16 protein-coding genes are annotated in these 17,975 nt (G+C 72.6%); 9 read left to right on the forward strand and 7 right to left on the reverse strand.

From position 1 onward, the window contains the following. Positions 1-8 precede the first annotated feature (8 nt). On the reverse strand, positions 9-548 hold the full coding sequence (locus Tbon_RS06060) for an inorganic diphosphatase (RefSeq protein WP_158066794.1): 540 nt from the start codon (positions 546-548) through the stop codon (positions 9-11). A 115-nt stretch (positions 549-663) separates the two neighbouring features. Here Tbon_RS06060 and Tbon_RS06065 point away from each other — a divergent pair, with 115 nt between their 5' ends. Then, positions 664-1,260, forward strand: coding sequence for a phage adaptor protein (locus Tbon_RS06065; RefSeq protein ID WP_158066795.1), 597 nt, complete (start codon positions 664-666; stop codon positions 1,258-1,260). Here the strand turns inward: Tbon_RS06065 and Tbon_RS06070 are convergent. Beyond that, positions 1,257-2,828: an ABC-F family ATP-binding cassette domain-containing protein gene (locus Tbon_RS06070; protein ID WP_158066796.1), complete on the reverse strand. Its 1,572-nt coding sequence runs from the start codon at positions 2,826-2,828 to the stop codon at positions 1,257-1,259. The two genes, Tbon_RS06065 and Tbon_RS06070, sit on opposite strands and share 4 nt — an antisense overlap. Before the next feature lie 362 nt (positions 2,829-3,190). Here Tbon_RS06070 and Tbon_RS06075 point away from each other — a divergent pair, with 362 nt between their 5' ends. The 4 genes from Tbon_RS06075 to Tbon_RS06090 all read left to right on the forward strand — a co-directional run bounded on the left by Tbon_RS06075 (position 3,191) and on the right by Tbon_RS06090 (position 6,516). Further along, the gene (locus Tbon_RS06075) at positions 3,191-4,789 is read left to right on the forward strand and encodes an FAD-binding oxidoreductase (RefSeq protein ID WP_158066797.1); all 1,599 of its coding nucleotides are present in this window, start codon (positions 3,191-3,193) and stop codon (positions 4,787-4,789) included. Positions 4,790-4,854: 65 nt separating this feature from the next. Then, entirely contained in the window at positions 4,855-5,226 is a 372-nt protein-coding gene (locus Tbon_RS06080; protein ID WP_158066798.1) for a (2Fe-2S) ferredoxin domain-containing protein, read from the forward strand. A 79-nt stretch (positions 5,227-5,305) separates the two neighbouring features. Beyond that, positions 5,306-6,271: a diacylglycerol/lipid kinase family protein gene (locus Tbon_RS06085; RefSeq protein WP_192498197.1), complete on the forward strand. Its 966-nt coding sequence runs from the start codon at positions 5,306-5,308 to the stop codon at positions 6,269-6,271. Positions 6,272-6,276: 5 nt separating this feature from the next. Next, positions 6,277-6,516: a MoaD/ThiS family protein gene (locus tag Tbon_RS06090; RefSeq protein WP_158066800.1), complete on the forward strand. Its 240-nt coding sequence runs from the start codon at positions 6,277-6,279 to the stop codon at positions 6,514-6,516. Here Tbon_RS06090 and Tbon_RS06095 read toward each other — a convergent pair. Then, positions 6,513-8,798 carry a PAS domain S-box protein gene (locus Tbon_RS06095; protein ID WP_158066801.1) on the reverse strand — a complete coding sequence of 762 codons (2,286 nt, stop codon included), beginning with the start codon at positions 8,796-8,798 and terminating at the stop codon, positions 6,513-6,515. The two genes, Tbon_RS06090 and Tbon_RS06095, sit on opposite strands and share 4 nt — an antisense overlap. An 84-nt stretch (positions 8,799-8,882) precedes the next feature. Beyond that, positions 8,883-10,364, reverse strand: a complete 1,482-nt coding sequence (locus Tbon_RS06100) for a sensor domain-containing diguanylate cyclase (protein WP_158066802.1) — start codon at positions 10,362-10,364, stop codon at positions 8,883-8,885. Positions 10,365-10,672: 308 nt separating this feature from the next. On the opposite strand from Tbon_RS06100, the gene Tbon_RS06105 reads away from it, so the two are divergent. Then, entirely contained in the window at positions 10,673-10,981 is a 309-nt protein-coding gene (locus Tbon_RS06105; protein WP_158066803.1) for a hypothetical protein, read from the forward strand. Between the two features lie 110 nt (positions 10,982-11,091). Next, the gene (locus Tbon_RS06110; RefSeq protein WP_158066804.1) at positions 11,092-11,502 is read left to right on the forward strand and encodes a hypothetical protein; all 411 of its coding nucleotides are present in this window, start codon (positions 11,092-11,094) and stop codon (positions 11,500-11,502) included. 12 nt (positions 11,503-11,514) lie between these two features. Here the strand turns inward: Tbon_RS06110 and Tbon_RS06115 are convergent, their stop codons facing one another. The 3 genes from Tbon_RS06115 to nhaA form a co-directional block, all read right to left on the reverse strand. Then, positions 11,515-11,724, reverse strand: coding sequence for a hypothetical protein (locus Tbon_RS06115; protein WP_158066805.1), 210 nt, complete (start codon positions 11,722-11,724; stop codon positions 11,515-11,517). Beyond that, positions 11,724-13,670 (reverse strand): sialidase family protein, encoded by a 1,947-nt coding sequence (locus Tbon_RS06120; protein WP_158066806.1) that lies wholly within the window; start codon positions 13,668-13,670, stop codon positions 11,724-11,726. The genes Tbon_RS06115 and Tbon_RS06120 overlap by 1 nt, the downstream gene beginning before the upstream one ends. A gap of 68 nt (positions 13,671-13,738) precedes the next feature. Then, positions 13,739-15,130 carry a Na+/H+ antiporter NhaA gene (nhaA, locus tag Tbon_RS06125; RefSeq protein ID WP_225734720.1) on the reverse strand — a complete coding sequence of 464 codons (1,392 nt, stop codon included), beginning with the start codon at positions 15,128-15,130 and terminating at the stop codon, positions 13,739-13,741. Between the two features lie 101 nt (positions 15,131-15,231). Here nhaA and Tbon_RS06130 point away from each other — a divergent pair, with 101 nt between their 5' ends. Together Tbon_RS06130 and Tbon_RS06135 are read left to right on the forward strand one after the other, a co-directional pair. Further along, complete coding sequence (locus tag Tbon_RS06130; protein WP_158066807.1) at positions 15,232-16,626, forward strand: glycosyltransferase; 1,395 nt, start codon at positions 15,232-15,234, stop codon at positions 16,624-16,626. Further along, on the forward strand, positions 16,623-17,930 hold the full coding sequence (locus Tbon_RS06135; protein WP_158066808.1) for a glycosyltransferase family 4 protein: 1,308 nt from the start codon (positions 16,623-16,625) through the stop codon (positions 17,928-17,930). The genes Tbon_RS06130 and Tbon_RS06135 overlap by 4 nt, the downstream gene beginning before the upstream one ends. The last annotated feature ends 45 nt before the right edge of the window (positions 17,931-17,975 follow it).

Here is a 17,975-nt window from a genome sequence, read left to right on the forward strand (position 1 = left end):
GGCCGGGGTCAGCGCTCGTTGGCGCGCATCTTCCAGTAGTCGCTGAGGGCGGTGCGGATCACCTCGATGGCGCGTTCGCGGCCTTCGAAGGGGTCGACCACCACTTCCTTCTCTTCGAGCACCTTGTAGTCGATGAAGAACCGCTGGATCTCGGCGACGAGGTGCGGCGGCAGGTCTTCGAGCTTGCGGACGTGGCTGAAGGCGGGGTCGTGGGCGTGGACGCCGAGGATCTTTTCGTCGGCCTTGCCGCCGTCCCGCATGTGCATGACGCCGACGGGACGGACGTAGACGAGGGTCAGGGGGACGACCGGCTCCTGCCCAAGGACGAGGACATCGAGCGGGTCGCCGTCGTCGCAGAAGCTGCGGGGGATGAAGCCGTAGTTCGCCGGGTAGCGGACCGAGCTGGAGAGCACGCGGTCGAGCTTGAGGATGCCGCTCTTCTTTTCGAGCTCGTACTTGTTCTTGCTGCCGGCAGGAATTTCGATGACGACGGGGAGTTCGGTTTCGATCCGGTCGGGGTCGACGGCGATATCGTGCCAGGGGTGCATGGGCGCGCAGCTCGCAGTGGAGGGATGCCCCGAGTGTCGCACCGGGGGCTGCAGGGCGCGAGTGACGTGACAGGCACCGGTTGGAGCTGCGGGCGCGCCCGTCCACTGTGGCGGCATGACGACGATTGCTGACCTCCGCGCGCGCATGCGCATCGACCTGCAGGACCCCGACGGCGACCGGTGGAGCGACGCCGCGCTCGAACGGCACCTGCGCCGGGCCATTGCCGAACTCTCGCGGGCGGCCCCGCGGGAGGAGCGGGTGACGCTGGCGACATCGCCGGGGAGCCGGGAGCTGGACCTCTCGGGCATCGCCGGGCTGATCGGCGTTGACCGGGCGGAGTACCCGTCGGGCAGCGAGCCGCCGGCTTTCCGGCAGATCACGGTATACGGCGCGGTGCTCCGCCTGGAAGACGGGCCGCTGCCGGACGGCTCGCCGGCGCGGCTCTGGTGCCGGCTGGTGCACGAGGCCGACGCCAGCGGGTGCACGCTGCCGGCTGCGCTGGAGGACGTGGCGGTGCTGGGGGCGACGGCGTTTGCGGCGGCGGAGGCGGCGAGCGGCACGCTGGAGCAGCTGACGCTGAACCCGGGAACGGCGGCTGGCTACGCCTCGCTGGCGCGCGAGCGGGAGACGGCCTTCCGGCAGCTGCTGCGGGAGCTGGGCGGCCGGGGCCGGCTGCGGGCGGGGCGGGTGCGGGTGGAGGCGGCTGGCTAGCCCTTCCGCAGGTGGAGGAGCTCGCGCACGCCGAGGTCCTTCACTTCGTACACGCGGGTGGCGACCCCTTCGACGATGCCCGGGTCGTGGCTGGCGCAGAGGATGGTGCCGTCATACGCCTGGAGCGCCTCGAGCAGCTTCCGCCGGGTCGTCCGGTCGAGGTGGTTCGTCGGCTCGTCGAGGAGGAGCACGTTCGTGGGCTGGAGGAGGAACTTCGCCAGCGCCACCCGGCTCCGTTCGCCGCCGGAGAGCACCGCAATCGGCTTGAAGACGTCGTCGCCCTTGAAGAGGAACTGGCCGAGCACGGTCCGCAGGCGCACCTCCGGCTCGTGCGGCGCGACGGAGCGGACCTCTGCGAGCACGGTGCGGTCCATGGCGAGGGCCTCGTCCTGGTGCTGGTCGTAGTAGCCGAAGCGGGCGCGCTCGGCCCATTCGACGACCCCTTCGGTCGGGCGGATGAGCCCGGCGGCAATCTTCAGCAGGGTGCTCTTCCCGCTGCCGTTCGGCCCCACGAGCGCGACCTTCTGGCCCCGCTCGATGTGGAGGTTCACATCGACGAGGACGATGTGGTCGCCGTAGGCGTGGCTCACGTGCCTGAAGACGAGAACATCGCGCTCGGTGCGGCCGTGGGCGGCGATTTCGAAGTGGACCTCGGCATCCTTCTTCGGGCGCTCGATCCGCTCGATGCGGGCGAGCTGCTTTTCGCGTGATTGCACCTGGGCCGCCTTCGTGGCCTTTGCCCGGAACCGCTCGATGAACCGCTCCTGGCGGGCGATCTCCCGCTCCTGCCGGGCGGCGGCCTGGTCGAGCGCCTGGAGGCGGGCCGCCTTCTGCTTCTGGAAGGCGGTGTAGTTGCCGGTGTAGCTCTCGATGGTGCGGTCGCGGAGGTCGAGGATGCGCGTGGCGAAGCGGTCGAGAAACTCGGCGTCGTGGGTGACGACGAGGATGGCGGCGTTCCACTCCTTGAGCTCTTCGGCGAGCCAGTCGCGGGCGCGGGCATCGAGGTGGTTGGTCGGCTCATCGAGGAGGACGTTCTCCGGGCGGCGGACGAGGACTTTCGCGAGGGCGATGCGCATCTGCCAGCCGCCGGAGAACTCGCCGCAGCGCTTCTGCCAGTCGGCGGGTTCGAAGCCGAGGCCGTCGAGGACGCGGCCGATGCGGGCTTCGATGCGGTAGCCGTCGAGGGCGTCGAACTGTTCGAAGAGGCGGGCCTGCTCGTCGACGAGGGCATCGAGGTCGCCCTCGCCGGCTTCGATGGCGGCGGCGACGCGGGCGAGTTCGCGTTCGATGGCGGCGGCTTCGGGGAAGGCGCGCCAGAGCTCCTGGAGGAGGGTGTTGCCGTCGTCGAGGCCGGCTTCCTGGCGGAGGTAGCCGAGGTCGCCCCCGCGGTAGCCGGCGCGGCCGGCATCGGGCGCTTCGAGGCCGGCGATGAGGCGGAGGATGGTTGACTTGCCGGCGCCGTTCGGGCCGACGAGGCCGACGCGCTCGCCCTCGCTGACGACGAAGGAGACGTCACGGAGGATTTCGCGGCCTCCGAAGGCTTTGGAGACGGACTCGCAAAAGAGCATGGGGACAGGGCGAGGGTAGCAGAGGGAGCGGGGAGCGGGGAGCGGGGAGCGGGGAGCGGGGAACGGGGAGCGGGGAGCAGGGAACGGGGAGCGGGGAGCAGGGAACGGGGAGCGGGGAGCAGGGAACGGGGAGCGGGTGTGGCGGGTGCGTTCGTCCTGTCAAGCTCCAACCTCCAAGCTTCAAGCTCCAAGCTTCAAGCTCCAAGCTCCGGGCTCCAACCTTCCAACTCCTCCCTCCTCCCTCGGTGGGGAGGAAGGGAGGTGCGGGGCTCCCTCCTCCCTGGGGGCGGAACCGGGGCCGGGCGGGGCTCCCTCCTCCCTCCCGGGGGGCTATCATCCGCGGTGCAGCGCGGAGGTGACGTATGACTGGACGCCGGAGCTTCTGGGCCTGGGGGCTCGAAGCAGAGGAACCGACCAACGAGCAGCGGCAGCAGGCCGCAGCCCGGCTCTCGGCGCGGTACGGGGTGCCGGTCGAGGCGCCGCCGGTGCCCCGTATCGAGCAGGTGCAGCTCCGGCCGCCGCGCATCGCCCCGCCGGCGGCGCTGGCCGCCATCTGCACGACCGACACGCACGAGCGGGCCGCCCACCACTACGGCAAGAGCTTCCGCGACATCGTCCGGGCGTTCCGGTGCGAATTCCCGAACCCGCCCGACGTGGTCGCTTTCCCCCGGAGCGAGGCGGAGGTCGCGGCCGTGCTCGAGTGGTGCGCGGAGGCGAACGCGGCCGCGGTCCCCTACGGCGGCGGCTCGTCGGTGGTGGGCGGCGTCGAACCGCCGGCCGGCGACCGGCCGGTGGTGAGCATCGACCTGCGGGAGCTGAACCGCGTGCTGGAGGTGGACCCGGTGTCGCGGGCGGCGCGCATCCAGGCCGGCGTCCTCGGCCCGGCGCTGGAGGAGCAGCTCCGCCCCCACGGGCTGACGCTGCGGCACTTCCCCCAGAGCTTCGAGTGGTCGAGCCTCGGCGGCTGGATTGCGACCCGCTCGGGCGGGCACTACGCCACCAACCATACCCACATCGACGACTTCGTCGAATCGGTGCGGATGATCACGCCGCGGGGCCCGTGGGAGTCGCGGCGGCTGCCCGGCTCGGGTGCCGGGCCGACCCCCGACCGGCTGGTCATCGGCAGCGAGGGCACGCTCGGCATCATCACCGAGGCGTGGATGCGGCTGCAGGCCCGGCCGCGGTTCCGCGCCTCGGCGGGCATGCTGTTCGCCACCTGGGAAGCCGGGTACGAAGCCGCCCGGCGGGTCGTCCAGGCGAAGCTCTGGCCTGCGAACTGCCGGCTGCTCGACCCCGCCGAAGCCGAGGCCGCGGCGGGCGGCGACGGCCTGCACGCGCTGCTCATCCTCGCCTTCGAATCGGCGGAGGTGCCGCAGGGGCCGTTCCTGCAGGAGGCGGTGCGCATCATGCGGGAGTGCGGCGGGGAGGTCGATGCCGCCGGCATCCGCGTCTCCGACGGGAAGGACGACGGCGAGGTCGGGCGGCAGGGCGCCGTCGGCGCCTGGCGGAATGCGTTCATCCGGGCGCCGTACCAGCGGAACCTGACGGCCGGCACCGGCGTCGTGGGCGATACCTTCGAAACCGCGATTACGTGGGACCGCTGGCCCGAGTTCGACCGGCTCGTGCGCGAAAAGGTGGGCGCAGCGATCGCGGCCGCGGGCGGCGGGAGCCTGACCTGCCGGTTCACGCACGTCTACCCGGACGGGCCGGCGCCGTACTACACGTTCCAGGTGCTCGGCAAACCGGGCGGCGAGCTGGAGACCTGGGCTGCCATCAAACAGGCCGCGAGCGACGCCGTCATCGCCGGGGGCGGGACCATCACGCACCACCACGCCGTGGGGCGCGACCACATGCCCTGGTACCGCCAGCAGCGGCCGCCGCTCTTCGCCGAGGCGCTGCGCGCGGTGAAGGCGGCGCTCGACCCGCAGGGGCTGCTCAACCCCGGCATCCTGGTCGACTGAGCGGCGGGCGGCGCCGATTCGGCGGTGCTGTCTCGTTCGATGAGGAGCGCCTACGATCGGGGGCGATGAACGAACACGAGGCACGGCTCGCTGCGGCCCGCGAGGCGGCGCAGCAGCGCGAGATCGGGAGCTACGAGCGCCACATCTTCCTCTGCACCGGGCCGGATTGCTGCACGCCCGAGGAAGGGCAGCGCGCATGGGAACGGCTGAAGTCGCTGGCGGCGAAGGTGAACCGCACGCCCGGCGCGCCGAAGCTCTACCGGACAAAGGTCGGCTGCCTGCGCATCTGCGCGGCGGGGCCGACGGGCGTGGTCTACCCCGAGGGGACCTGGTACGCGTGCCTGACGCCGGAGAACCTGGAGCGGGTGGCGGCCGAGCACCTGGTCGGCGGGCGCGAGGTGGAGGAGCTGGTCATCGGGCGGAACCCGCTCGGGTGAGCCGGGGCCGCGGCCGATGCCGCGCGGCAGGCGCCCGGCGGTATACTCTCGGGGCTGCCCGCCCCGGGCATCCCTCCCCATGACCGAGGTCCGCACCGCCACGATACTCGTGAACCCCGCGGCCCGCGGGGTCGCGCGGCGGTTTGATGCTGCGCGGGCGGTCGGGCAGCTCGAGACGCGCGGCGTGGCGGTCCGGCTGGAGGTGCCCGGCTCGCCCGGGGAGGCGATCGCGGCGGCGCGGGCTGCGGCCGGGCGCGGCGACGACCTCTGCTTCGTGGTCGGCGGCGACGGCACGCTCCGGCTGGCGGCCGAAGGGCTCGCCGGGAGCGCGACCGCGCTGGCCGCCATCCCGGCCGGCACGGTGAACATCTGGGCGCGCGAGGCGGGCATCCCCCGGGAGGTGCCGGCCGCAATTGACGCCCACCTGGCCGGGCAGACGGCGGCAATGGACCTCGGCCGGGCCGACGGGCACGCCTTCCTGCTGATGGCCGGCATCGGCTGGGATGCCGAGATCGCCGCCGGGGTGAACCCGCGGCTGAAGCGCGCAGCGGGCGACATCGCCTACATCCTGAACGCGCTCGTCCACCTGCCGGCGCTGCGGACCCACCCGGCGCGCTGGCGGGCCGACGGCCGCGCCTTCCGCGAGCCGCTCGCCTGGATGGTCCTGGGGAACACGCGGCTGTACGGCGGCCGGGTCCACCTGACGCCCGGGGCGCGGGTCGACGACGGCCGGCTCGATATGGTCGCCTTCTGCCCGCACGGCCCTGGCGAAACGCTGGCGATGGCCGTCCGCGTGCTGGCGGGCCGGCGCGAGGGCCGGCACGTGGTCACCGGGCGGTACGCGGAGGTCGCGGTCGAGACCCCGGGGCTGCCGGTGCAGCTCGACGGTGACACCGTCGGCGCGACGCCGATGACCTTCCGGGTCGAGCCCGGCGCGCTGCGGGTGCGGGTGCCGGCGGGGCCGCTCCCTGCGCTCTGGGGCGGCAGCCCGGGCGGCGATGCGGCCCCTCACACTCCCCCGTTTTCGGGCAGGGGCGTAGGCTAGGCGGCATGAGCATCCGCGTGAAATGGTTCCCGACGCTGGTGAAGCGCACCCATTCGAAGCAGCCCGAGACGACGGTCGAGTGGCGCGAGGGGCTGACTCCGCTCGCAATCTTCACCGGCGAAGGCTTTTCGGAGGTTGACGCCGAGGCGGTGATGGTCATCGTGAACGACGCGCAGGCATCGATGACGACCGGCCTCCGTGACGGCGACCGGGTCGAGTTCCTCGTCAGCATCCAGGGCGGTTAGCCGCCGGCCGCTGCGCCGTCCGTGCCCTCGGGGGGCGCCACGGGAAGGAGGATGCGGAAGGTGCTGCCGCGGCCTTCCTCGCTCTCGGCGTCGAGCCAGCCGCCGTGGGCCCGGACGATGCTGAGCGAGGTCGAGAGGCCGAGGCCGGTCCCCTTGCCGATCCCTTTCGTCGTGAAGAAGGGGTCAAAGATCCTGCCGAGGATCTCGCGCGGGATGCCGGTGCCGGTATCAGCGACGGCAACCTCGTGGTAGAGACCGGGCAGGACACCCCGCCGCGCCCAGAGCGGGTCTTCGCCGATGCGGCGGGCGGTGCGCGTAATGCGGATGACGCCGCCTTCGGGCATGGCGTCGCGGGCGTTGAGGAGCAGGTTGAGGAGCACCTGCTGCAGGCTGCTGAACTCGCCGATGACCGTGTCGTCGCCGGGCTCGGAGCGGACGACAAGCTGGATGGCGGGCGTGAGGGTGCGGCGCACGAGGGCCGCGGTCTCGTCGAAGAGGCGGCCGAGGGAGACCCGCTCCCGGGCGGCGATGCCCGGCCGGCTGAACGAGAGGAGCTTCCGGACGAGGTCGGCCCCCCGCTGGCCGGCGAGCGAGGCGTCGTCGAGGTAGGCGCGGAGGGGGCTGTCGGCCGGGAGCTCCGTGCGGACGAGGTAGAGGTTGCCGAGGATGGTCGTCAGGAGGTTATTGAAGTCGTGGGCGATGCCGCCCGCGAGCACGCCGAGGCTCTCGAGCTTCTGGGCCTGGAGCAGCGCCAGCTCGGCCTTCCGCCGCTCGGCGGCGTCGCGGGCCGAGCCGATGATGCGCACGCAGCGGCCGGCTTCGTCGAAGATGGGGGTCAGGTGGGTGACCACCTCCAGCCGGTAGCCGGGCCGCTCGATGACGTTCTCGTACTCGATCGGGCCACCGGCGGCCTCGGCCTGGCGGTACCGCTCGATGGCGCGCTCCGCGGCTGCGGGCGGGAGGATCTCGTCGATGCGGCGGCCGACCAGCTCGCCGAGCGGGCGCTGCAGCATCTCGGCGGTGCGCTGGTTGGCGAGGCTGATCCGGTAGAGGCCCTCGCCCTCCTTCTCGGCGACCCAGATGGCGTCGCTCGTGCCTTCGACAACGGCGCGGTAGTTCGCCTCCGATTCGGCGAGGCGGCGCTCCTGTTCGCGCCGCCGGCTGAGGTCGCGCGACCAGCCGACGATCCGGCGGACGACGCCGTCGGGCCCCGGGACCGGGGTGAGCGTTGTCCCGACATCGAACGGGCGGCCGGCCCAGGTGCCGGCGAATTCGTACTCCACCGGCCTGCCGCTGGCGGCGGCCTGCCGGTAGTGCTCCTCCCGCTGGCGGGCGCCTTCGGGCGTCAGGTAGCCGGCAGCGGCCAGCTCGGCCGAGGTTTTCCCGAGGACGTCGGCCGGCTCGACGCCGGCCCCGCGGCAGTAGGCGCCGTTCACGAAGGCGAGGCGCCACTCGCCGGCGTCGTCGCGCTCGGCGATCCACATGGCGTCGCGGACCGATTCGACCACGACACGGTAGAGCGCCTCGACCTTCCGCTGCTCGGTGACATCGCGCACCCAGAGCTGGACCGCGGGCTCGCCACCGTAGACGGTCGGACCGGCGACGGTTTCGACGCGGATGACGGCGCCGTCGCAGCAGATGAACTCCTCTTCGGCCACCCCGACCGCTTCGCCGGCGGCGAGACGGCGCATCCGCTCGCGGACGAGGTCGTGGTACGCCGGGTGGACGAACTCCAGCACCGGGTGCCCGACGAGGTCGGAGGCGTCGCGGGCGTGCATCAGGCGCAGGGCTGCCGGGTTGGCGTAGACCACCACGCCCCGCTGGTGGATGGCGATGGCCTCGGGGTTCCCTTCGATGAGGCGGCGGAAGCGCTCCTCGCTCTCGCGGAGGGCGGCTTCGGCTGCGACCCGGCCGGTGATGTCGGTAACCGTGCCGATGTAGCCCACGCGCTGGCCGGCGGCGTCCTCCAGGGCGACCGCCTGGACGAGCACCCAGGCGACTTCGCCGCCGGGGCGAACGACCCGGTACTCCACGCGCAGGGGGCGGTCGGCTGCTATCGCCTGGCGGCTCGCCTCGATGACGCGCGGCCGGTCCTCGGGGTGGACGGCATCGAGGTGTCCGTAGCCGAGCGCCTGCTGAGGGGTCTGCCCGGTGAGCGCGCACCACCGACGGTTGACGCGGGTGCATGCGCCCTGCAGGTCGGCCTGGAAGAGGCCGTCCGGGAAGAGGTCGAGCGCGAACAGCGCATCGAGCCCGGCGTTGCCGGGATGCTCGTCGGTCATGACAGCGCGCCCTCCGCCAGCGCACTGCGTAGCGTAGCGTGATTCTCGCCAGCGCAGCTCGGGGAATTCCCTGAATTTTCCTGGTCAAAACCGGGATGACACTTCATCGCCGGCGGCGCGCACGCAGTTGCGGCCGGCGCGCTTCGCCTCGTAGAGGGCGAGGTCGGCCTCTTTGATCAGCCACTCGGGCGTCATCAGGGCATCGGCGCGGTAGGCCGAGACGCCGAAGGAGGCGGTGACGGGGATCTCCTGGCCTGCGGCCTCGATCGGCCGGGCGGCGAGGGCCGCGCGGACGCGCTCGGCGCTTTGGACGGCGCCCTCGAGCGGCGTCGACGGGAGGACGACGACGAACTCCTCGCCGCCGAAGCGGGCGAGGAGGTCAGCATCGCGGAGGTGGGCGCGCATCCGCTGGGCCACGCCGCGGAGCACTTCGTCGCCGACGAGGTGGCCGTAGGTGTCGTTGAGCTGCTTGAAGTGGTCGAGGTCGACGAGGAAGAGGCTGAGCGGGGTGCCGTAGCGGGCGGCGAGGCGGAAGTGCTCTTCGAGGAATTCGTGGAAGTGGCGGCGGTTCGCCACGCCGGTGAGGACGTCGGTGGAGGCCTGCTGGATGAGCTGCTCGCGCTCGGCCTGGAGGGCGGCGTTTTCGCGCTCCGACTCGATGGTCAGGCGAAGGAGCGCTTCGTTGGCGCGGGCGAGCACCTCCTCGGGTTCGAGGCTGCTGGACGGGATATCGAGGGTGGCGCCGAGGGCGGCCCCGCTGGCGAGCCCGTCGGCAACCAGCTCCTCGGCGGCCTCGGGCGGCAGGCCGAGCCGCTGGCAGGCGGTCCGGAGCTGGCCGAGCCGTTCGCCGGGGTGCTCGCCGAGGATGACATCGGCCCCGGCGCAGCCGGCGTGGACACACATCACGAGCTGGGCCGTTTCGAGCGGGGCCGCGTCGGGGTCGGCGGCGTGGCGGATGGCATCGACGAGGGCAGCCGGCAGGTTCCAGCGCTCGGCAAGGCTCGCCCCGACGCGGCTGTGGTCGACGCCGAACCGTTCGAACTCGCGGGCGCGGAGGAGGTCGACGTCGCGCCCGGCCTCGCTGGCGAGAGCGCGGTAGTCATCGCCGAGGGCGGATTCGAGCGCGATGACGCCGAGGAGGTGGAAGAGGCCGCCGAGGAACGCCTCGTCTGCGGTGCGGAGACCGGCGCGGACGGCGACGCCGCGCGCGACGACGCCGGCGTAGAGGCTCCGCTGCCAGAGCCAGGTGTGGTCGAAGCCGGCGCCCTGGCGGGCACGCAGGTCGGTGACGAGGGTGAAACCGAGGGCGAGCGTCTTGACGGTGCGCAGGCCGAGGATGAGGACGGCATCGCGCACGCGGGAGATGGAGCGCGGGCGGCCGTAGAAGCCGGAGTTGGCCATGCGGAGGACGCGGGCGGCGAGCGCGGGGTCGCGCTCGATCATGGCGCCGAGTTCGTCGAGGGAGACGTCGGGGCGCTGGACCAGCTCGATGACGCGGACCGCCACCGCGGGGATGGTGGGCAGCCGTTCGGACTGCATGATGCGCTCGAGCGGGGAGGGCGGCATGGCGGCGCGGGCTCCTGTCCGAAGCGTAGCGGAGCCGCGGGGGCTCCGACGTGGGTATCGGCACGCGGGCGGCCGCTCGCGAGGGATTTCCGGCCAAAAATCGGGAAGAGCCCGTAAGGGGGAAGCGGCCCGCTATACTGGGAGTCCCGGCTGGCAATACTCCTGGGGCAACGGGAGAGCGACGATGAAGTATGGCCAAAAATCGTTCGGTGTTCCGCTGTTCAGTGTCCACGTGAACGCCCTGGTCGACGCGTGGGGCAACTGCACGCCGGCCGTCCGCGTGCGGTGGTTTTGACGGAGAGAGTTGGATGTGGGACCTCCGCCGATGGCTCACGCCTCTGCCCCCGACGCCAGGGCAACTGGCCCGGTTTGGGACTGCCGTCTTTTTCGCCTACGTCCTCCTTCTCACCGGCATGGACGGCATCGACAGGCTCTTTGGCGGCGACGGCTGGTTCACCGCCCCCGCGGGTGACGATGCCTCGCTCTTCGCCAATTTGGCGGCGCGGCTCGCCATCGCGGGCCTCACGGTCCTGAGCGGAACGCTCCTGGGCTGGCTCATCGGCTTCCTCCTCCTGCTCGCTCGAAAGCTCGAGGCGGAGCTCCTCAAGCGGGCCTGAGCCCCGCTTCGGCCGGGCGGACCCCGGGCCGGGGCCCGCGCGGCCGTTGCGCGCCCGGCGGTGCTGCCGCAGGCTCCCGGTACAACCACCTCGACAGGAGCCTCCCCTGTATGGCCAGCGTCGAACCGCCCCCCGGGGCCCTCACCGGCAATCGCCGCCACCGCCGCATCGCCTACCGGTGCGCGTTCACCGAGCCGCTCGCCCACACCGGCGCGCCCTACCTCGTGGAGGGCATCTACCGGGACCCGGAGGGCGAGCGGATCGGTCCCGTCTTCACCAACGAGGACCCGCCGGAGGAGTTCCTCGTCCTCCCCGATGAGGAGATCCCCCTCGTCCACGTGGAGGCGGCCCTCGATGCCGACCACCGCGTCGCGAGCGACGAGCAGGTCGTCGGGCTGCTGTTCGACCCGCAGGAGCAGGTGCCCCCGGGCGTCGAAGAGAACGGCGAGCGGTGGGACAACGGCGAGCTGGTGGTCTACACGTTCGAATCCGACGACGAGGCGCTCGAGGCGCAGTACTGAGCCGTGAGCGCGCTACCAGGCGGCGATGACCACGGCATCGGCCGGGTGATGGTGGTCGCCGGTTTCGACGAGGACGCGCCGGCCGGGCGTCAGCTCGGCGGCGGGGAGGGCGCGGCTCACGGCGACCCCGGCCACGAGCGCGGTCGGCGAGCCGTCGAGGCGGAGGGCGGCCGTCCAGGTGGCGGCATCGAAGGCGAGCAGGCGGCCGCGGCGGAGGGCCATCACCCCGCCTCCCCGAGCGCGAGCCGGCTCTCGAACGCGAGCCCGGCGCGGTAGCTGATGTCGATGCCGAGGACGCGGTACGCTGCGGGCGCCGGGCCGGCGAGCGGGTGGGCGCAGGTCACGACGTCGTACAGCTGCAGCCCGGCGTGGAACGGGATGCGCGCCCGCGCGAGGACCGGGCCGCGGCGCAGCCGGGCGAGCAGCCGCTCCGCGAAGGCGGCGGCCAGCGGATCGCTCGCCGCTCCGAGTTCGCGGCGGAGGATGAGCGCGGGGCCGTCGCGGAGGAGGTCGGCGCCGCGGTACGCCTCGGCGACGCGGCCGTCGCCCTGGACCCGGACCCAGGCGGGGAGCGCCCGGGCCGCCGGTTCGAACGCGAGGAGGGGGTGGCCGCCCTCGCCGAGGAGCGCCGCCGGCGGGTCGCCGGGGGAGAGGCCGCAGATTTCGAGGCCGGATTCCGCGCGGAAGGCGTCGGACGTCGGTTCGAGCAGGCGGAGCGCGGCCGCGAGCGCCGGTTCGCCGGCCTGGATGACGAAGGCGGCCGTTTCGGTCGTCCAGGCACCGGAGGGCGGGAGGTCGGCCGCGGCCGTGACGGGCAGCCCGGCGCGTGCCGCCAGCCAGGCGACCGCCTCGCCGCGGGTGGCGCCGGCCGGCGCGGCCCAGCTCGCCGGGGCGCGGTAGGCCGCGAGCCGCTCCCAGGGGCCGTCCACCCCGAGGCGGACCGACTGCACGCCGCCCGCGCGGCGGCGGACGGCGCGGGCAACCGTCCCGCGGAGGACGAGGCCGTACTCGGGCGCGCCGCCGGGGCCGGAGCGGTAGCCGAAGCTGACTTCCACACCTGCGCCCGGCCCGAGGAGCGGCTCCGCCCCGGCACGGCCATCGCGGTCGTCGAGGTCGAGCTCCCCGGCCGAGGCCGCCGGGCCGAGCGTCCAGCGGAGGGCGCGCAGCCGGTCAGAGACGTCGAGCAGATCGCCGAGCGGGGCTGCCCTGCGGGAGGTCGGCGAGGCAGCGACCAGCTGCGCGGCGTCGGCGGCGAGGGCGAGGCCGAACGGCGCCCCGCCGGCCAGCGGCACAGGCTCCGACCAGGGCGCCAGCGCCGCGGTCACCGCCTGGGCGACCATGACGCGGGTCTCCGCCACCGGCCCGGTCCGCACCTCGCGGAAGGCGGCAACCGGGAGGTTAGCGGCGGCCGCGCCGGGCCGGTCGAAGGCAACGCCGCCGAGGGCGTCGGCGCGGGCGATGACCGCGGGGCCGAACCAGGCGTTGGCGGGCAGGGTGCCGTCGCCCATCACGTGGGCAGCGGCGAGGGCGTCGCCGGAACCGGGCGCGGTGCCGGTCACGATGAGGTGGTAGTCGTTCGGGATGTGGACCGCGGCGAGGCCAGTAATCGTGCTCCAGGCCGCGGAGGCGGTCCAGGCGGTGCCGGAAGCGGCCCAGGTGCCGGCCGTCCGGCGGAGCCGCTTCACCGGCGGGGCCGTGCCGACGGTGTAAAAGGCGCAGAGGTTGCCGTTCGACTGGCGGCCGGCGAGGGCGAGCGCACCGATGGCGCCGCTTTCGGTCACGCGGGTGACGGGCGCCGACCAGGTGAGGCCGTCATCGAACGAGCTGAGCGTGCGCAGCGCCGCGCCGTCGGCGAAGGCGATGACGGCTTCCCCGGGGACAGCCGCGAGGGCGACCGGCGCGCCAGCGGGCAGCGCGGCGAGCGGCGCCGACCACGCGCCCCAGGCGCGCCGGACCCGGAGGGCGCCGCCGTCGTTCACGGCCTGGAGGGGCGTGCCGGCCGCGGAGAGAGCCAGGGCGTGGGGCGCCTCTGTGCCGGGCATGGCAATGGGCGGTCCGAAGGCGAGGAGGGCGATGGCGGCGCGCCGCCGGGAAAGGATGACGCGGAGCGCCGGCCGGCGGCGGGCGCCGGACTGGTGGGCGAGGAGCGATGGCGGAAGGGTGCGCATGCCGCCACGCTGGCAGGGCCGTGCGGCAGCGCCAACCGGGGGCCGTCACCCCCGGGCGGCCAGGCGCCTCAGGTGCGGGATGCCGCGGCCGAGCGGGCCGTTTCGAGCCCTTCGTCGGCGCTCTTCGGCGCAGGGAGCAGGAGGAGGTAGGCCGACCCGAGGAGCCCGGCCATGATCGAGGCGGCAAGAATGCCGATCTTCGCCTCGTCGAGGTGGGCCGGGTTGTCGAAGCTGAGGCCGGCGATGAAGAGTGCAACCGTGAAGCCGACGCCGCCGATCATGCCGGCGCCGAGGACCTGGCGGAAGTTCGTATTGGCCGGGAGCTGGGCAAGCCCGAGCCGGACGCAAATCCAGCTCGTGAGGAAGATGCCGATCGGCTTGCCGAAGACGAGGCCGAAGGCCACCCCGAGGGTGACCGGGCTCGAGAACGCCGTCCGGAGCATCTCGCCGGAGACGGCCACGCCCGCGTTCGCCAGGGAGAAGATGGGAACGATGAGGTAGGCCGTCCAGGGGGCGAGCCGGTGCTCCAGCCGGTCGAGCGGGCTCTCCATCCCGCTCACGAGGTCCTCCATCTGGGCGAGGGCCTCCTGCATCCGGTCGTGGTCGCCGTCGGCGCGGGCGAGGGCGTACTCGGCCTGGAGGCGTTCCATCGTCGCGTCGTAGTCCGCGCTGCTGTAGTAGGGGCGCGAGGGCGTGAGCATGGCGAGGATGACGCCAGCGATCGTGGCGTGGATGCCGGACTTCAGCATCGCGGCCCAGAAGAGCACGCCGAGGAAGACGTACGGCCCGATGGCGCGCACACCCCCGCGGTTGATGACGAGGATGATGAGCAGGACGAGCAGTGCCCAGCCAATCGCCTCAAGCGAGAGGGATTCGGTGTAGAAGACGGCGATGACGATGATGCCGCCGAGGTCGTCGGCGACGGCAAGGGCGAGGAGGAAGACCTTGAGCGGTGTCGGCACCCGCTTGCCGAGGAGGGTGAGGACACCGACGGCGAAGGCGATGTCGGTCGCCATCGGGATGCCCCAGCCGTGCGACGTCTCCCTGCCGGCGTTGAAGGCGGTGTAGATGAGGGCCGGGCCGAGCATGCCGCCGAGGGCTGCCGCCACGGGGAGGATGGCGCGCCGCGGGCTCGAGAGTTCCCCGGAGACCAGCTCACGCTTGATTTCGAGGCCGACGACGAAGAAGAAGAGCACCATCAGGCCGTCGTTGACGGCGTGCCCGAGGTGCTGCTCGATTTTGAACAGGTGGAGGTCGAGGGCGAGCTCCGTCTCCCAGAGGCTGTAGTAGCTGTGGTCCCAGGGCGAGTTCACCCAAATGAGGGCGATGATGGCGCCGATGAGGAGGACGATGCCGCCCGAGGCTTCGATGGCGGCGAACCGCTGGGCCGGCTGCACGAAACGCCGGACAACGAAGCGGCGGCCGTGGCCGCCGATCAGCTCGTCGATTGCTCGTAACACGTCGGATGTAGCCTAGGGCGTTCGAAGCTGCAGTCAACGGGGGCCGCGGCCGTCCCCCTGCAGCTTCCGCGTGCCCGCGGCGGGCCGTACCATCGCCCCCCATGGGGCCGCGCATCCTCATCCTCGCCCGGGGGTACCTCGGCAGCCACATGTCCGCGCCGGGCATCCGCGCCACGGCCCAGGCCCGCGTCCTGGCCGAGCACGTGCCGGGCGCGCGGGTCACGCTCGCCGGGCCGAACGAGGACTACGAGCAGCCGGCCGACGGGGCCTACCGGGTGACCCGCTGGAGCGCCCGCAACCTCCTCCAGCTCACGGCGGCGCACGACGTGGTCATCAGCTCGATGCTGCCGCCGCATATCGCCATCTTCTACCCGTGGAAGCGGTACGTGGTGGACCTCTTTTCGCAGTACGCGATGGAGTGGATGGAGGTGGGAATGCAGCACTACGAGGGGCGCCACCGCGACGCCTGGGCCGAGCGCACGCGGGCCGTGCTCGGGATGCAGCTGACGCTCGCCGACTTCATCCTCACCTGCAACGAACGCCAGCGCGACAGCTACATCGGGATGATGACCTCGCTCGGGCTGATCTCGCCGCGGGTCTACGAGGCCGACCCCACCCTGCGCCGCTACATCGACTCCGCGCCGCACGGCATCCGGCCCGAGCCGCCCATCCCGGGGGAGCGGGTGCTCCGCGGGGTGCGGCCCGGCTTCGGCGAGCACGACCGGATCATCCTCTGGAACGGCGGCATCATCCAGTGGTACGACCCGGCGACGCTCATCGAAGCGCTCCGACTGTTGAACCGCGACGACGTGAAGCTGCTCTTCCTCGGCGCCTCCTACCCGGGCATCCGCGAACTCGGCAAGGGCGTCCGCTTCCAGGATGCGAAGGCGATCGCCGCCCGCAACGGCCAGCTGAACCGGACCATCTTCTTCGAGGAGGGCTGGGTCTCCCACGAGGAGGCGAAGCAGTACGTGCTCGAGGCCGATATCTCGGTCTGCACCTACTTCGACAACATGGAGACCCGCTACAGCCATCGCACCCGGTTCGTCGACCTGATCTGGGGCGAGCTGCCGTTCATCTGCACCCACGGCGACGTGCTGGCTGAGGAGGTGGCGCAGGAGGGCTGGGGGCTCGTCGTGCCCGAAGGGGATGCGCCGGCGCTCGCGCAGGCCATCGCGAAGCTGCTCGACGACCGCGAGTTCTATACCCGCTGCAGGGCGAACCTCGCCGCCGCCCGGCCGCGCCTCCAGTGGAGCGCAACGATGAAGCCGCTCATCCGCTTCTGCATGGAAACCGGCGAGCCGGTCTCGCCGAAGTGGGAGCGGCTGCCCGGGCTGGCTCAGCGGCTGACCGCCTACACCGCGCGGCGCGCCGTCTTCAACTTCTTCGACCGGAAGCTGAAACAGCGCTCGGAGCGGCTCGAGGCAGCGGAGAAGAAAGAGCGGCTCCGGCAGGAGCGGCTGGCGCGCTTCGCCGGCGGGGGGAGCGTGAAGTGAAGATCCTCGTCCTTTCGCGGGCAGCGGTCGGGCCGCGGATGGCCTCGCCGGGCGTGCGGGCCTACCAGCTTGCGGGGGCGCTCAGCCGGGCCCTGCCGGAGGCGGAGATTACCCTCGCCATCCCCGGCGACCGCGGGGAGGTCGCCCCGCCGGGCCGGACGGTCCGCATCCAGCCCTACGCCACGAACGCCGACGCCGTCTTCCTCGCAGGCCAGCACGACGTGGCGATTTCGCGGAACTTCCCGCCGCAGTTCATCCGGCTGATGGGCAAGACCCGGCTCGCGCTCGATGGGTTCACGCCGCTCTTCATCGAGTGGATGGAGCTCTCGGAGCGGGACATCCTGCCGAAGTGGCGGCGGACGTGGATGGCCTCGAACCGCTGGTACCTGAACATGCAGCTCACGATGGCGGACTTCATCTTCTGCGCCGACGACCGCCAGCGGGACCTCTGGATCGGCATGATGATGGCGCTCGACCTCGTACCGCCCTCGGTCTACGCGCGCGACCCCTCGCTCCGGCAGTACATCGACGTGGTGCCCTACGGGGTGCCGTCGCAGCCGCTGCGCCCGAAGGGGCCGGTGCTCAAGGGGGTGGTGCCCGGCATCGAGCCGGGCGACCGGGTGCTGCTCTGGAACGGCGGCATCACCGAGTGGAACGACACCGGGACGCTTCTCCGCGCGATGGCCCTGCTCGCCGCGCGCCGGCCGGAGGTGAAGCTCGTCTTCATGGGCGTGAACCACCCCGATTTCGCCTTCGGGCCGAACGCCGGGGTCACGCGGCAGACGATCGAACTGGCGGAGGAGCTGGGGCTGCGCGGCAGGACGGTGTTCTTCCTCGAAGGCTGGGTGCCCTACGCCGAAATCGACAGCTACCTCGCGGAAGCCGACGCCAGCGTCTGCCTCGGCTACGAAAATCTCGAGGCCCGCTTCGCCTTCCGCACGCGGTACGTCGACCTCTTCCGGGCGCGGGTGCCGCTCCTCTGCACCCGCGGCGATGTGCTGGCCGAGCGGGTGGAGCGCGAGCCGCTCGGCCTCACCGTGGCGGAGCGCGACGTGGAGGCCGTCGCTGCGGGAATCGAGCGGCTGCTTGATGACGAGCCCTTCCGGGAGCGGTGCCGCGAGAACCTTGGGCGCGTCGCCGCCGAGCTCTCGTGGGATGCGGCCGTTCGGCCGCTGGTCGACTTCTGCCTGCGGGACAGGAGCGTGGCGCTCCCGGCGCGGCAGCGGCAGCTCCGGGCGCTGGTGCGCGGGGGCATGTACGTCGGCCTGAAGAAGGCCTGTAAGAGCCCGCCGCTCCACCTGTAGCGGGGGCGCGGGCCGGGTTCGCCAACGCAAACAAATGGGGGAGCG

This window comes from Tepidiforma bonchosmolovskayae (assembly GCF_008838325.1).
In the GTDB taxonomy this organism is placed as follows: domain Bacteria; phylum Chloroflexota; class Dehalococcoidia; order Tepidiformales; family Tepidiformaceae; genus Tepidiforma; species Tepidiforma bonchosmolovskayae.